14 protein-coding genes and 14 tRNA genes are annotated in these 13228 nt (G+C 44.5%); 2 read left to right on the top strand and 26 right to left on the bottom strand.

Annotation, left to right across the window (positions count from 1 at the left end; genetic code table 11):
* Window positions 1–6: 6 nt before the first annotated feature.
* From liaF to WA407_RS14880, 12 genes are all read right to left on the bottom strand, one after another.
* Window positions 7–654, bottom strand: a complete 648-nt coding sequence (gene liaF, locus WA407_RS14935; protein WP_061829897.1) for a cell wall-active antibiotics response protein LiaF — start codon at window positions 652–654, stop codon at window positions 7–9.
* Between the two features lie 149 nt (window positions 655–803).
* On the bottom strand, window positions 804–1508 hold the full coding sequence (locus tag WA407_RS14930; RefSeq protein ID WP_336077669.1) for a PspA/IM30 family protein: 705 nt from the start codon (window positions 1506–1508) through the stop codon (window positions 804–806).
* Window positions 1508–1996, bottom strand: coding sequence for a PspC domain-containing protein (locus WA407_RS14925; protein WP_013311896.1), 489 nt, complete (start codon window positions 1994–1996; stop codon window positions 1508–1510). Before WA407_RS14925 ends, WA407_RS14930 begins: the two co-directional genes overlap by 1 nt.
* Window positions 1997–2003: 7 nt before the next feature.
* Complete coding sequence (locus WA407_RS14920) at window positions 2004–2675, bottom strand: PspA/IM30 family protein (RefSeq protein WP_061829900.1); 672 nt, start codon at window positions 2673–2675, stop codon at window positions 2004–2006.
* 83 nt (window positions 2676–2758) lie between these two features.
* A complete protein-coding gene (locus tag WA407_RS14915; RefSeq protein ID WP_013311898.1) occupies window positions 2759–3070 on the bottom strand; it encodes a LiaF transmembrane domain-containing protein in 312 nt (103 codons plus the stop codon).
* A gap of 127 nt (window positions 3071–3197) precedes the next feature.
* Entirely contained in the window at window positions 3198–4463 is a 1266-nt protein-coding gene (locus WA407_RS14910) for an MFS transporter (RefSeq protein ID WP_336077668.1), read from the bottom strand.
* Window positions 4464–4576: 113 nt separating this feature from the next.
* Window positions 4577–5128 carry a TetR/AcrR family transcriptional regulator gene (locus WA407_RS14905; RefSeq protein WP_039272741.1) on the bottom strand — a complete coding sequence of 184 codons (552 nt, stop codon included), beginning with the start codon at window positions 5126–5128 and terminating at the stop codon, window positions 4577–4579.
* Between the two features lie 261 nt (window positions 5129–5389).
* Window positions 5390–5629: a NifU family protein gene (locus WA407_RS14900; RefSeq protein ID WP_336077667.1), complete on the bottom strand. Its 240-nt coding sequence runs from the start codon at window positions 5627–5629 to the stop codon at window positions 5390–5392.
* Between the two features lie 325 nt (window positions 5630–5954).
* A complete protein-coding gene (gene sufB, locus WA407_RS14895) occupies window positions 5955–7352 on the bottom strand; it encodes a Fe-S cluster assembly protein SufB (protein WP_336077666.1) in 1398 nt (465 codons plus the stop codon).
* Window positions 7353–7395: 43 nt separating this feature from the next.
* On the bottom strand, window positions 7396–8703 hold the full coding sequence (gene sufD / locus WA407_RS14890) for a Fe-S cluster assembly protein SufD (protein WP_442952036.1): 1308 nt from the start codon (window positions 8701–8703) through the stop codon (window positions 7396–7398).
* A gap of 23 nt (window positions 8704–8726) precedes the next feature.
* Window positions 8727–9503 carry a Fe-S cluster assembly ATPase SufC gene (gene sufC, locus WA407_RS14885; protein ID WP_023990247.1) on the bottom strand — a complete coding sequence of 259 codons (777 nt, stop codon included), beginning with the start codon at window positions 9501–9503 and terminating at the stop codon, window positions 8727–8729.
* Window positions 9484–10005, bottom strand: coding sequence for a MarR family transcriptional regulator (locus WA407_RS14880; protein ID WP_023990248.1), 522 nt, complete (start codon window positions 10003–10005; stop codon window positions 9484–9486). Before WA407_RS14880 ends, sufC begins: the two co-directional genes overlap by 20 nt.
* 159 nt (window positions 10006–10164) lie before the next feature.
* Between WA407_RS14880 and WA407_RS14875 the strand changes: the two genes are divergently transcribed.
* Together WA407_RS14875 and WA407_RS14870 are read left to right on the top strand one after the other, a co-directional pair.
* On the top strand, window positions 10165–10410 hold the full coding sequence (locus WA407_RS14875) for a hypothetical protein (protein ID WP_336077665.1): 246 nt from the start codon (window positions 10165–10167) through the stop codon (window positions 10408–10410).
* 697 nt (window positions 10411–11107) lie between these two features.
* On the top strand, window positions 11108–11605 hold the full coding sequence (locus WA407_RS14870) for a tyrosine-type recombinase/integrase (RefSeq protein WP_231109440.1): 498 nt from the start codon (window positions 11108–11110) through the stop codon (window positions 11603–11605).
* 257 nt (window positions 11606–11862) lie between these two features.
* On the opposite strand, the gene WA407_RS14865 is transcribed toward WA407_RS14870, so the two are convergent.
* The 14 genes from WA407_RS14865 to WA407_RS14800 form a co-directional block, all read right to left on the bottom strand.
* A tRNA-Leu gene (locus tag WA407_RS14865) sits at window positions 11863–11941 on the bottom strand.
* An 11-nt stretch (window positions 11942–11952) separates the two neighbouring features.
* Window positions 11953–12027: transfer RNA gene (locus WA407_RS14860), tRNA-Cys, on the bottom strand.
* Between the two features lie 12 nt (window positions 12028–12039).
* Window positions 12040–12111: transfer RNA gene (locus WA407_RS14855), tRNA-Gly, on the bottom strand.
* Window positions 12112–12118: 7 nt separating this feature from the next.
* Window positions 12119–12193, bottom strand: a tRNA-Gln gene (locus tag WA407_RS14850).
* 10 nt (window positions 12194–12203) lie between these two features.
* Window positions 12204–12276 (bottom strand) — tRNA-His (locus WA407_RS14845).
* 17 nt (window positions 12277–12293) lie between these two features.
* A tRNA-Trp gene (locus WA407_RS14840) sits at window positions 12294–12367 on the bottom strand.
* A gap of 7 nt (window positions 12368–12374) precedes the next feature.
* Window positions 12375–12460 (bottom strand) — tRNA-Tyr (locus WA407_RS14835).
* Between the two features lie 5 nt (window positions 12461–12465).
* Window positions 12466–12541, bottom strand: a tRNA-Thr gene (locus WA407_RS14830).
* A 22-nt stretch (window positions 12542–12563) separates the two neighbouring features.
* A tRNA-Phe gene (locus tag WA407_RS14825) sits at window positions 12564–12636 on the bottom strand.
* 37 nt (window positions 12637–12673) lie between these two features.
* Window positions 12674–12750, bottom strand: a tRNA-Asp gene (locus WA407_RS14820).
* A 15-nt stretch (window positions 12751–12765) separates the two neighbouring features.
* Window positions 12766–12842, bottom strand: a tRNA-Met gene (locus WA407_RS14815).
* A 26-nt stretch (window positions 12843–12868) separates the two neighbouring features.
* Window positions 12869–12944, bottom strand: a tRNA-Val gene (locus tag WA407_RS14810).
* Between the two features lie 68 nt (window positions 12945–13012).
* Window positions 13013–13084 (bottom strand) — tRNA-Glu (locus WA407_RS14805).
* 17 nt (window positions 13085–13101) lie between these two features.
* Window positions 13102–13193 (bottom strand) — tRNA-Ser (locus WA407_RS14800).
* Between the last annotated feature and the right edge of the window lie 35 nt (window positions 13194–13228).

Below are 13228 nucleotides of genomic sequence, written 5' to 3'. Positions count from 1 at the left end.
CCTGATTCAATAAAATCGGACGCGGACATCGCCCGCCAAGTACGAAACGACAAACTTCACTTTATACTCACTCTGCTCAAAATGGGGAGACTTCCAAACCAGTCGATTGAGCATCCCCGCCTCATGATCCCGGTCAAACTGAATCTGTCCGAACAATATGAACATCTCCACCTCTACACCGTAATTATCCGGTAGGGTGATGTCAATGTCACCGAAGATCCCCTGCAAAAATATGACGGGCTCACGTTCCTCTGGGAGAGCCAACGTCAGGTCGGCATCCACGTCCCCCACCACATGCCATATGCTTGTGCTGCGCAGGCTCCAAGGCACTTCATCCCATTTATGATTGGATATAAAATTGTGCTTGAATATGGAGCTTTGACCTTTATGCAGCTTCCTTGAACGTGAATAGAATACAGCTAATGATGCTAGTGTAACTACAACAAACAGGAACAAATGATCCAGCACTAACAATCCAGCACCAATCGCGAGCATCGTGTAGCCCTTTTTGATTTTGGAATTGCGGATCTTATATATTCCGGCCAACATTAGGATCAGTGCAACCACGGAGAGGAACCCAATCCACTGACCGAATAAAATGATAATCCCGATGCCAATCCCTGCCAGTGCCAAGGCTGATTTTCTTCTCTCCATGCTGCACCCCCTTTTTGTTTATACAGGACGGAAAAGCCATAGTGGCGCAACATTCCGCCATATGGCTTTCCTGAACCATACAGATTAGGCACGATCATCGACCAATGTCCATTCCATACAGCATATCATAATGTCTTGTTTCCGAGTAGTCAGTCCTTCTTCATATCGACTGGTTTAGCACCTGTCTGAATTTTGGACTTAAGCTGTTGAAGCTGCTCATCCACTTTAAACTGTTTTTCAGCCTCAGCCGGATTAACATATGCTTCTCCTGGAGCTTGACGGTAAGGAGCACGCAGTACGTCAGCTTCAGCTTCCATTTGCATGATTTTTTCTTCCATACGGTGGAAGCCCAATGAAGCAGACCCACTTTCAATCGTGTGCAAACTATTGATTTGAGACATTTGCTTTTTGGCTTTCGCCATTTGAGCACGGGATACCAACTCATTGCGCTTGTTGCGCATTTTATAGAATTCATCTTTCATGTCGTGAAGCTGCTGTACCAATTCTTTTGCTTGAAGCTCAGCTTGTGTATGCAAGTCGCGGTATTCGTCCTGCTTCTGCACAAAATAAATCTTCTCTCCCAACAGCTTGCGCGCTACTTCTTCCTGACCATTTCGTAATGCGAATTCAGCTTGTTTCTCACGCTCATTGGATACACGTACCGCTTCCTCCAAACGCTGTTTCATACGTCGTTCATTCGCCATTTGCTTGGCAACCGTTACCTCAGCCTCGTGAATTTCCGCCTCCATATCGCGCAGATATTGATTCAACATAATAATCGGATCTTCCACTTTATCCAACACTTCATTCACCGATGCTCTTGTCATATCCTTCATTCTTTTAAAGATCCCCATTATTTACGATCTCCCTTCTCAAATTGCTCTACTTTTTTGCGTAACTCTGCCAATTCTTTTTTCATTGCCTTTTTCTCGATATCTTCCATCATGGAATCCAGGTCACTGTTCTGACCTGTGTTAAATTTAGATGAGTTGCGGGCATCTTGACCAAAAAACGGGTTCGAATTTCCATATGCACCGCCCTGGTTGTAACCAGTTCCCTGCCCATACTGCGATCTTGTATTGTTACTGCCATAATAGCGTGGATCCTGTTGATTGTAGGGACCGCTGTCAGGGCCAAATCCTCCATCGAAAGGAGATCTCGGCTCCTTGGAGATAACTAGGGCCGCAATCACATAAATCATAAATGTGGTTCCTGCTGTAATAAAGAAACTGATCACAACCAGAATACGAATCCATGTTGAGTCCATTCCTGTTGCGTCAGAAAGACCGCCACATACACCTGTTATTACTCTATCCCGGCTTGATCTGTAAATTCGGGTCATTATCAAATTACTCCTTCCCGCTGTTGTTCAGCTTGCTTTTCAGTCTCGCCCACTCTTGTTCGAGCAGCGATCCACCGCCTTGGGCATCCTGTGCATGGTCGCCCTCACTCCGACGTAAATCACGCAGACTCATCGTTTCTGCTTCCATATCGGCTACCCGGTCTTCCAAGCGGTTGAACATTCGGGGAACATTCCGTCCACCGTATGTACCAGCCCGTTCGTTCATTTGCTGCTGGAGTCTCAACGTTTGTACACGTGCCGCATAATACTGACGCTTGCTGTGTACCGTTTGATATTCTGTCTTTAATGTATCTAGCTGTTGTTCCAGCTCACGTAGTGATTCACGGCTCTGCTCCCACAGTTCTCTATACTGCTCTTCTTTTTCTGCATATAGCATTTTCTCCTGAAGGGCCAGCTTCGCGATATGTTCTTCATCAGCCTTCAAAGCCAGTAGCGCCTGTTCCTCCCGTTTGGTCTGCATGGACAATGCATGATCCAACTGCTGCTTCATCTGTCTTGTATGCATCGCATACTGTTGATGGAGTTTTTCCGCTTCGGCAATTTCCTGGCGGGTATTATACAAGAACTGGTCAATCAGTTGCACTGGGTCTTGACTTTGTTCCAAATGCTCATTGAAGGTCGCTACCGTGATATCGCGCATTCTTCGAAAAACACTCATTTGCATCTGCTCCTTTCACAATTCGTATCCCCATAATTATCACTTCTTGCTGTAATCTTTCTTCATTCGCCAAACTGCTAAAATCAGTAACGTCTTCTGCGGTCACTCAGCAGGGAAACACCAAATATGATTAACCCGATTGCCAGTAGCGGTCCCAGAAGCCAGGACAGTTTGCCAAGCAAAATCAGTACCCCAAGTACAAGTACGATCCAGCCGAAGAGCGCATTTCCTTTTTTCACACCGTAGTAGCCTAGCATGACCATAGCTATCGGAATTAAGTAACCAATCAGATGTCCTAAAAAGTGACCGAAAAACGGAGTAAACTTACCGAGCAGCATAATCGAACCCAACACGATCAGTACAATGGCTAACCCATTCCCTTTGTTAACTCTCATCATCTCTCACCGCCTTTCACTGTGTCTTGCTTATGTCCTTATTGTACGCTGAACAAGCGTTTGACAAAACGGACCCCAGACGGTTTTTGAACCTAGACCTAAGTCGGGGATGAGTATAGACCTGCGGCTATCCTCCTCTATGCTGTTCTGCTGCATGGGCTATCGAGTGTTGCTCACCCGCTTGCTTGGAACGTAGTGAAAGGACGAGACAAGCCAGTAACGCTATAGCTGCAACCATATAAGGCAGATTAATATGAACATCGAATAGCAATCCCGCAACAAGCGGTCCAATCACATTACCCAAGCTGGTATAGGACGAGTTCATGCCTGCCACAAAGCCTTGCTCATCTCCAGCCTGCCGCGATAGAGAAGTGCTTACTGCCGGACGAAGGATATCCATAGCCAGAAAAATGATGAAGGTCGTCAGCATAATCATCACGTACTGTTCAGCAAATAGGGTTAGAAAAATGAACAGGCCCCCAATAGCCAAACAGAGGTGAATTATTTTTTTCTCTCCAAAACGATTAATGATCCATCCAAATATAGTCGCTTGGACAACTGCTCCCAAAATGGAGCCTGTCGTTATGATGATGGCAATATCCATCGGTGTAAAACCATATTTATGGTCAACAAACAGTCCAAATACTGTTTCAAAGTTCGCTAACCCAAAAGCAACGACAAATACAATGAGTAAACCCATGAAATATGGAGATTGATATGACTTGGCAAATTGCTGCAAAAGATTTTCTTTTTGACGTGGAAGCTCTCTATTATATTGTTGCTTTTCCTTGCTTAAAGACTCAGGCAGTACTAACAGAGACAAGATAGCTGCTATTCCCGCAGCTCCTGCTGCCGCAAAAAAGGGAATGCGTATTCCATATGTGGCAAGCAATCCGCCAATCCCTGGCCCGATTATGAAGCCTGTGTTGATCGCTGCATTGATCATTCCCATTCCCTTGCCTCTTTCCTCAAACGAGGTCACGTCAGCAACATAGGCCATAATAGAAGGAGTAAGTAACGCTGCCCCTGCTCCACCCATGATTCGTGCTATGAACAGGGTAGGAATGGAATTCGCCAGTCCAAAAACAAGCTCTGATAACATGAAGATGAACATCCCAGAAACAATTAACTTTTTACGTCCATAACGATCAGACAACTTTCCTGACAATGGTGATAACAAAAGCTGTGTCAACGCAAAAGCTGCTACCATCAGTCCCATCGAGGAACCAGTCATCCCTAGCTCACTTATAAACTTAGGTAACACAGGGACAACCAATCCAATCCCCATGAATGCCAAAAAAATGTTAAGCATCAATAACAGCATTGCTCCTCGATTTCTTGTGAGTATAGACATATTTCCACCCTTCCTTTTCCGTATCTCTTTATTCAACATTAGGTAAACTTCATTATTCTTTTTCAAAAACAATTGAAACTAAAATTGTTTTCTTAGTTTTCATATAAAAAAATGGCCTCTTCAAATATGCAGCATATTGATGAGGCTATTTTTTATTTTTCGACCAATCCGAACAACAAAATATCTACAATAGAATAAGTTGCTTCCTCTACCGTCACACTGTTATCCAGAAAGAAACGCTGATCAAGCGTTAAATTTACAGATTCAATAATAAGCTTCATGATCAGAGCCTCATTTTTGTTCACAATAATTCCTTCTCGGATGCCTTCCTGAATTAATGTTCTAATCGGAGACCAGTCATTTAAATCGGCATGTACCCTTTTCCATTGCTCAGGATAATACTTTTTCATCTGGTCCAATATTCTTAAATCGTAAAACTTATAATACAGAGGCATGACCCTAATCGACTGCTTAATCTTGTCTAACAAAGATAACTCATTATTTTCGATAATCTGCTCAGTTTTTCGAATCATATCATCATTTGTACGCTCAATAAGTGTTTCTAAAATAAGCGTCTTAGACGAAAAATTTTCATACAATGTACGCTTACTAATAGCGAGTCTTTTCGCAAGATCATCCATAGTAAATTTCAATCCATTTTCATGAACTTCATCTACAAAAGCCTCCAAAATTCTTTCCTGCATATTCGTCCTCATTTCTCTCGTACTTAATAAACTGAAAATGTTTTTTCAGTACCACCATCTTACTATAAGATCAAAGATCTGGTCAAATCCATGTTAACCTTGTTGCCAAAATCATGAATATATAATAAAAAGGATGATAAAATGCCTTTAAGCATTTTATCACCCTTTTGTGTATACCGGCGAGAGGACTCGAACCTCCACGGTTTCCCACTCGATGTCGAATACAATCTTGATAACACCTTGTTTGATGAAGTAAGAATTTTAGAATACTTGTACAACTTCTTTAATATCATCAATTTCCTCAAGAATTGCGCGCTCAATAGCAACCTTTAACGTAATCGTAGCACTTGGGCAACCATTGCAAGCTCCCAAAAATCTTAATTTTGCTATGCCGTTCTCAACCTCGACCAGTTCAGCATCTCCACCGTCACGCAGTAAGAAAGGACGTAGTTTGAGAAGAATTTCCGATACTTCATCGAATAAAACTCCATTTTCATCCATTATGTCAACTCCTCCCATTGTTTTACCAACCGTCAATTCAGACCTTTTTTCACCCTAGATCGTCTGAGTGATCCTTTGCTTTTTGCCTAAGAGTGACCTCTTGATCCGAAAGTTCCCTTATAAGCGTATAAATAGAGTCTAAAGGTATCATCACACCACAACTTGCGCTCAATCCTGACAGCATATAGAAGCAGAACCGAAGTTTTCGTATCTCTCGGGCAATTTGAGCTAGTTCTGAATCGTCCGAATTATTTTTCTTCATTACTAGCACGCACCTCGCACTTCTTTAAAGAATGATAAAGGTTTGATCTATTAAATTAATGAATCAACCGATGCTCCCTTCCATCTCAAATTGAATCAACCGATTCATTTCAACGGCATATTCCATTGGCAATTCTTTGGTAAACGGTTCAATAAAGCCCATTACAATCATTTGTGTAGCATCTTGTTCTGTAAGCCCGCGGCTCATTAAGTAAAACAATTGTTCCTCGGACACTTTGGATACTGTTGCCTCGTGCTCCAAAGTAATCTGATCGTTTTTAATTTCATTGTACGGAATCGTATCTGATGTTGACATGTTGTCCAATATCAACGTATCGCACTTAATATTGGACTTGGACCCTGCGGAATCGCGGCTGAAGCTGGACAACCCTCGGTAGTTTACTTTTCCGCCCTGCTTGCTGATGGATTTGGATATAATCGTTGATGTTGTCTCGGGAGCAAGGTGAATTACCTTCGCGCCAGCATCTTGATGCTGATCTTTACCGGCTACGGCAATAGACAGGATGGACCCCTTGGCTCCCCGTCCTTTCAATAATACTGCCGGATACTTCATTGTTACCTTGGAGCCGATGTTGCCGTCCACCCATTCCATTGTCGCATTTTCTTCTGCCACAGCCCTTTGGGTTACCAAGTTGTAGATATTAGGAGCCCAATTCTGAATGGTCGTGTAACGGACACGGGAATCTTTCCGGCAAATAATTTCAATAACTCCACTATGCAGAGAACTGGTACTATAAATAGGTGCTGTACATCCTTCAACATAATGGACAAAGCTGCCCTCTTCGGCAATAATTAATGTCCGCTCGAATTGACCCATATTTTCAGAATTAATACGGAAATAACCTTGTATAGGAACCTTGCACTGAACACCCTTCGGAATGTATACAAAGCTACCGCCTGACCAAACCGCACTATTAAGCGCCGCAAATTTATTGTCGGCGGGAGGGATGATCGTCCCAAAATGTTGCCTAAACACTTCAGGGTATTGCTTTAATGCACTATCCGTATCAAGGAAAATAACGCCCTGATCCTCCAGTTCTTTCCGCATGCTGTGATAAACTACTTCCGACTCATATTGAGCGGATACGCCCGCCAGGAACTTTTGCTCCGCTTCAGGGATTCCCAGCTTGTCAAAGGTTGCTTTGATCTCGGAAGGAACCTCCTCCCAGGTCTTTCCCTGTTTTTCAGAAGGACGAACGTAATACTGGATGTCATCAAGATTTAGCCCGGTCAAATCCGCTCCCCATTCAGGCATCGGCATTTTGTAGAATTGATTCAAAGCTTTCAACCGAAAATTGAGCATCCACTCCGGCTCTTCCTTGATCCGGGAAATTTCCCGGACAATCTCTTCCGTCAGACCTTTTCCAGATTGAAAAATAGACTGGTGCTTGTCGCGAAACCCATATTTATATTCGCCCATATCTGGTGCTTTTTTAGCCATTAGTATCACTCCTTTTTAACCTTTCAAGATTCATTTTGATTTGCTATGATCTGCCGAGCTTGCTTTCCACTAAATCTTTTAGGCGACTGCGAACACCTTCCAGCGGGATCTCCGAAATGACAGGAGCGAGAAATCCGAAAATAACAAGATGTTCGGCTTCACTCCGTGATATCCCGCGCGACATCAGATAATAGATTTGCTCTGCATTTACTTGCCCCACGGATGCAGCATGACCCGCGGTTACATCATCCTCATCTATCAGCAGGATCGGATTGGCATCGCCGCGAGCTTTAGGACTTAGCATAAGCACGCGTTCTGTTTGCTGACCATCACAATGGGTTGCACCTTTTTCAATCTTTGTAATGCCGTTGATAATGGCCGTAGCTTCTTCAAGCATGACTGCACGCGTAATCATCTGGCTTACCGAGCTTCTGCCAAAATGCTGAGCTTGAGTTGTATAGCTCGATTTTTGATTGCTCGTGCCAATAGCAATCACCTTATTGTCGGAGACCGCCCCGTTGCCTTGTAGCAAAGTCTTGGTATCGCTGGCGGTATAACCATTGTTCATCTCACCGATAATCCATTCCACACCCCCATCAGCAAGAACCACCGCCCGTCGCTGGGTGAAATCTGTTGTAGTTGCAGCAAGCTGATGAACCGAAGCTACTTGCACCTTTGAGCCCGCCCCCGCGAAGACCTCCGTCACACCGTTATGCAATACCTTGACATCATCACCACTCGATACACAATTATCCACATAAGTGATCTTGCTGTTGCTCCCTGCCACAATTAAGACGTGAGGAGCAAAACACACACCGCTTGTATCGTTAAGAAAGATAGCTTGAATAGGTGCTTCAACCTCTACACCGTCTGGGACATATAGAAAAACGCCACCACTCCATAAGGCACTGTGTGCAGCAGATAAACGATGTTCTTCTGGCTTTACTGCCTGAAAGAGATAACGTTGAACCAGCTCCTCATGCTCTTTTGCCGCAGTATGCAGATCCGTTAAAATGACTCCCTGGGCGGCTAAGCTCTCGGACAATTTCGTATACACTACATCCGAGTTGAACTGAACGATTAGTCCGCCTTTCACCGGAGAAGCAACCAAACCTCGAACAACCTCCGGCGCTTCCTCCAAACTAGACCACGCATTCTCAGCTTTGTAATCTCCACTTTCGTAGATATCCCATTTTTCGAGATTGATTTTCTCCACTTTAGGCAACTCCAGCGTCCCTGCCAGTTCGAGTGCGTGAACGCGGCGTTCAATCAGCCAACGGGGTTCATCCTTAGCGCTTGACCATGCGCGTAAATCGTCCACATTCATTGAAACTCTAGCTTGTATATCCACGTGCTGTTCCTCCTCTCCGGCTTTTAAGCTTCCCTTACCGTCTCATCCGTAATTCCAAGTTCCTCCTTCACCCAATCGTACCCTTCAGCCTCCAAACGGTGTGCAAGCTCCGGACCGCCAGATTTAACTATCCGGCCTTGCATCATGACATGCACAAAATCCGGGGTAATATAATTCAACAGTCGTTGATAATGGGTGATGATTAAAAAGCCTCTATCCGGGCTGCGCATCTCATTTACGCCATTGGCCACAATACGCAGTGCATCAATATCAAGCCCTGAGTCCACTTCATCCAGGATCACAAACTTGGGTTCAAGTAGCATCATTTGCAAAATCTCATTCCGCTTTTTTTCACCGCCAGAGAATCCCTCATTCAAATAACGATGCACAAATTCCGGGTTCATCTCCAGCCCCTTCATTTTGCTCTCCATTTCACGGATAAAACGGATTAAGGATATCTCATCGCCTTCTTCACGCCGTGCATTGATGGCACTTCTGAGAAAGTCCGAGTTGGTCACGCCAGCAATTTCACTTGGGTATTGCATAGCGAGGAACAAGCCTGCCTGGGCACGCTCATCCACCTCCATCTCCAGAAGGTCTTCATTGTCCAATGTCACCTTACCGCCAGTAACCTCATATTTGGGATGGCCCATTAAAGCTGAAGCCAATGTACTTTTTCCCGTCCCATTAGGCCCCATAATCGCATGAATCTCTCCGCCATGAATCTCCAGTGTGAGCCCTTTTAAAATTTCTTTCCCTTCAATCTTGGATCTTAATTCCTCAATCTTTAATGTCGTCATTTATCGTAAACTTCCCTTCGGAGTATTCTTCGGCACGCGCCACCAAATCACTCATAAATTTTCCAATAGTCTGCAGCTCAACCTCTGAATAGGATTCAATGAATTGGTAAAACCTTTCTTCTTTTTCTTTGTGCAGTTCTTTATGCAAATGATAAACGTGTCTTCCCTTATCCGTTAAACTAAAGTATATCTCCTTACGATTGCTGTTCAGTTGACTTCTCATAATGAAGCCCATTTCCAGCAGCTTTGCACTAATTTTAGTAATGCTAGCTTTGGACAACCCCATCTTCTCCACAATCCCGGTATGATTTATCGGTTCATAATCACCAATGCAATCAATAACGTGTACACTAGTAATATTGTTAGAGAGCATGTCAATCTGGTACTTTCTGGCCTGTTGCCGAAACGAGTTAAATTCTTGTTCAGTATACAGCTCATTCAGATGTAGCATTTTAATATATTGCTCGTAAAGATGACCTTTAAAATGATTTTGAAACTCCAATTTCCCAATCTCCCCTCTCTTGTAGTAGTTGCAGACCAAGATCAGTGTCACCATTAGATTATTTTTTGTTCACTAGTGAACAAAATCATATTAACACAATTGATATTGATAATCAATATCAATTGTGTTAAATGTGACGCAATTTTGGAGGCGCTTTTCATGGGTTTGTTGTCATTGTCATCGGCCTCATGCTGTGTTTTGACTAGGGCACGTCCCGGAAATGGTTTTGCCTACTCTGATCAATCCTGCTTTGCGGGGGTTGAACAATGGAACCCATTCGGCAGCACCCGGATGGATCTGGTAACCGAAGCCAAGTCCAATACCGTTGCCTATGAACGTCATGGTACACCTGCCACAGACCGGGGTCGCTACCGTAAAAAGACGACAAAGGTGGTGCTTGGCTGAGCTGTTTTAAAGCCGTACCGTCGCGTTTGGGTACGCTATCGTGAGCATGTATGGCAATGAATAATCCGTCAGTTACCTGTGTCTGGATATGTTATGGGGCCAAAGAGTATACCAAAAACTGTAGTTTTTGCTGGTGAATCCGAACAGGCGATGCTCCATTCTAGCCAGCACCGATCTGACACTGGAGGCGACCTAGATCATCGAACTTTATACCGCCCGATTCAAAATCAAATGCACCTTCTGGGCGCTAAAGCAATCCATCGGCGGATTCAGCTACCACTTTTGTAGCAAATCCATTCCGAAGCCCAACCGGTATTTGAAAAAGGATCGGGTTCACCCTCTGGAGTTATTGGAAGAGGAGAAAGCGCAACGGGACATCAGCCTAACTGTAAAGATGAGAATGGTAAACGATAACCAAAATGGATCCCAATGGGGCTTAAGATAAAAGGAACCAAGAAAAGAGCCGAAATCTTGCTTCAGGAAGCCAGGAAGAATTATCATATGAAAGGACAAGCACTCGCGGTTGAAAACGAAGATATGCTGTAAGAGTAAAAGCGGCTACTCCATCTGTTCGGAGACTTTATGCTTCAATGGCTAGAGATGATGAAAAACAGTATCGGGCTTATCTCCTATATCTCCTATTCCGACATTGTAAAAGGCCGCGTAGATCCTTTTTCCGAGAGAAAGAAGGGATGTATTGCTTGATGATTTAACTACAGAGGATTTTCAGACCTTGTATACCCATGAAATGAATGTGCAAGGTGTCAGCGCCAATACCGTTATTCATTACCACGCGAACATTTGCAGAGCCCTTCAGTATGCCGTGAAAATAAAGCCGATTGTGGCGAATCTCGCTGACTTAGTTGAAAGCCCAAAAAAGAACAATTACGACGTGAACTTCTACAATGCCGAGGAGCTGAATCAACTCCTCGCAGTAATCCGAGGCGAAAGAATTGAGCTTTCCGTTATCCTGGCTGCCTTTTATGGGCTAAGCCGAAGCGAGGTCGTAGGATTAAACTGGTCGGCTATTGATTTATTGAATTGGACTATTAATATTAAACATACCGTCACATCGGGCAATTTGAATGATAGATATATTGAAATTGAAAAGGACCGAATCAAGAATAAAGCCAGTCGCCGTATACTGCCACTGGTGGACACGTTCTATGAGCTTCTGATCCGTATGAAGGAATAACAGGAATCCTATCGCTTATCTTCTGACAATTCTTATTGTCTTGAATACCTGGATTATATTTATGTAGATGTATTAGGGGTAAGCATGAAAGAAGTTCAGGAATGGCCGGGTCACAGTGATTACGCAATAATAGCCAATATTTATTCGCATTTGGAATACAACTCGAAAGTATCTTCAGCTCAAACAATGAGTGGGGTACTAAAGCTCAAATAAAAAAAGCCCACTAGAGACTATCTCTAATGAACTCTTTTAGTTAATACCGGCGAGAGGACTCGAACCTCCACGGTTTCCCACTCGATTTTGAGTCGAGCGCGTCTGCCATTCCGCCACGCCGGCATATTTAATTATGGAGGCGCCACCCAGATTTGAACTGGGGAATAAAGCTTTTGCAGAGCTTTGCCTTACCACTTGGCTATGGCGCCAGAGTATAACAAAGCGGACGACGGGAATCGAACCCGCGACCCTCGCCTTGGCAAGGCGATGCTCTACCGCTGAGCCACGTCCGCATAAAGATGGCTGGGGATATAGGATTTGAACCTATGCATGACGGAGTCAAAGTCCGTTGCCTTACCGCTTGGCTAATCCCCAATAAGTAAAGGGCGGCCGATGGGGCTTGAACCCACGAATGCCGGAGTCACAGTCCGGTGCGTTAACCACTTCGCCACGACCGCCGCAAGTAATGAATGATTGGCAGGGGCAGCAGGAATTGAACCCACACCAACGGTTTTGGAGACCGTTGTTCTACCTTTAAACTATGCCCCTATAAAACTGGTGGAGGATGATGGATTCGAACCACCGAACCCGTAAGGGAGCAGATTTACAGTCTGATGCGTTTGGCCACTTCGCTAATCCTCCAAAAATGGTGCCGGCGAGAGGACTTGAACCCCCAACCTACTGATTACAAGTCAGTTGCTCTACCAGTTGAGCTACACCGGCACATAAAATATTCAATTAAAAGTGGCTCGGGACGGAATCGAACCGCCGACACGAGGATTTTCAGTCCTCTGCTCTACCGACTGAGCTACCGAGCCTTAGAATAAGGCTCTTCATTACACGTTATAATACTAATGGCGGAACTGACGGGATTCGAACCCGCGATCTCCTGCGTGACAGGCAGGCATGTTAGGCCTCTACACCACAGTTCCACAATAAATTTTAATTGGTTGCGGGGGCAGGATTTGAACCTGCGACCTTCGGGTTATGAGCCCGACGAGCTACCGAACTGCTCCACCCCGCGACAATAATAAATATTAATTTTTCAAATGGTGGAGGCTGAGGGGCTCGAACCCCCGACCCTCTGCTTGTAAGGCAGATGCTCTCCCAGCTGAGCTAAGCCTCCACAATTAAGCACTTCTCATATTATACCATAATGAACTTTTTATTGCAAGCCCTTTTATGATATTTTTATGACCCGTAGGGGATTCGAACCCCTGTTACCTCCGTGAAAGGGAGGTGTCTTAACCCCTTGACCAACGGGCCATGCAATAAAATAATTCTGGCGGAGAGAGAGGGATTCGAACCCTCGAGACGCTTTTGGCGCCTACACGATTTCCAATCGTGCTCCTTCGGCCAACTCGGACACCTCTCCATATGGCTCCCCGAACAGGACTCGAACCTGTGACA

This window comes from Paenibacillus sp. 203 (assembly GCF_037027525.1).
Classification (GTDB): domain Bacteria; phylum Bacillota; class Bacilli; order Paenibacillales; family Paenibacillaceae; genus Paenibacillus; species Paenibacillus polymyxa_B.
Note: the sequence above shows the minus strand (reverse complement) of the source record. Positions and strands in the feature narration are given on the sequence as shown.

Bases quoted from the DNA above. Each gene is read 5' to 3' on its own strand.
- liaF (WP_061829897.1), bottom strand. From the start codon at position 654: ATGGAGAGAAGAAAATCAGCCTTGGCACTGGCAGGGATTGGCATCGGG.
- WA407_RS14930 (WP_336077669.1), bottom strand. From the start codon at position 1,508: ATGGGGATCTTTAAAAGAATGAAGGATATGACAAGAGCATCGGTGAAT.
- WA407_RS14925 (WP_013311896.1), bottom strand. From the start codon at position 1,996: ATGACCCGAATTTACAGATCAAGCCGGGATAGAGTAATAACAGGTGTA.
- WA407_RS14920 (WP_061829900.1), bottom strand. From the start codon at position 2,675: ATGAGTGTTTTTCGAAGAATGCGCGATATCACGGTAGCGACCTTCAAT.
- WA407_RS14915 (WP_013311898.1), bottom strand. From the start codon at position 3,070: ATGAGAGTTAACAAAGGGAATGGGTTAGCCATTGTACTGATCGTGTTG.
- WA407_RS14910 (WP_336077668.1), bottom strand. From the start codon at position 4,463: ATGTTGAATAAAGAGATACGGAAAAGGAAGGGTGGAAATATGTCTATA.
- WA407_RS14905 (WP_039272741.1), bottom strand. From the start codon at position 5,128: ATGCAGGAAAGAATTTTGGAGGCTTTTGTAGATGAAGTTCATGAAAAT.
- WA407_RS14900 (WP_336077667.1), bottom strand. From the start codon at position 5,629: ATGGATGAAAATGGAGTTTTATTCGATGAAGTATCGGAAATTCTTCTC.
- sufB (WP_336077666.1), bottom strand. From the start codon at position 7,352: ATGGCTAAAAAAGCACCAGATATGGGCGAATATAAATATGGGTTTCGC.
- sufC (WP_023990247.1), bottom strand. From the start codon at position 9,503: ATGACGACATTAAAGATTGAGGAATTAAGATCCAAGATTGAAGGGAAA.
- WA407_RS14875 (WP_336077665.1), top strand. From the start codon at position 10,165: ATGGGTTTGTTGTCATTGTCATCGGCCTCATGCTGTGTTTTGACTAGG.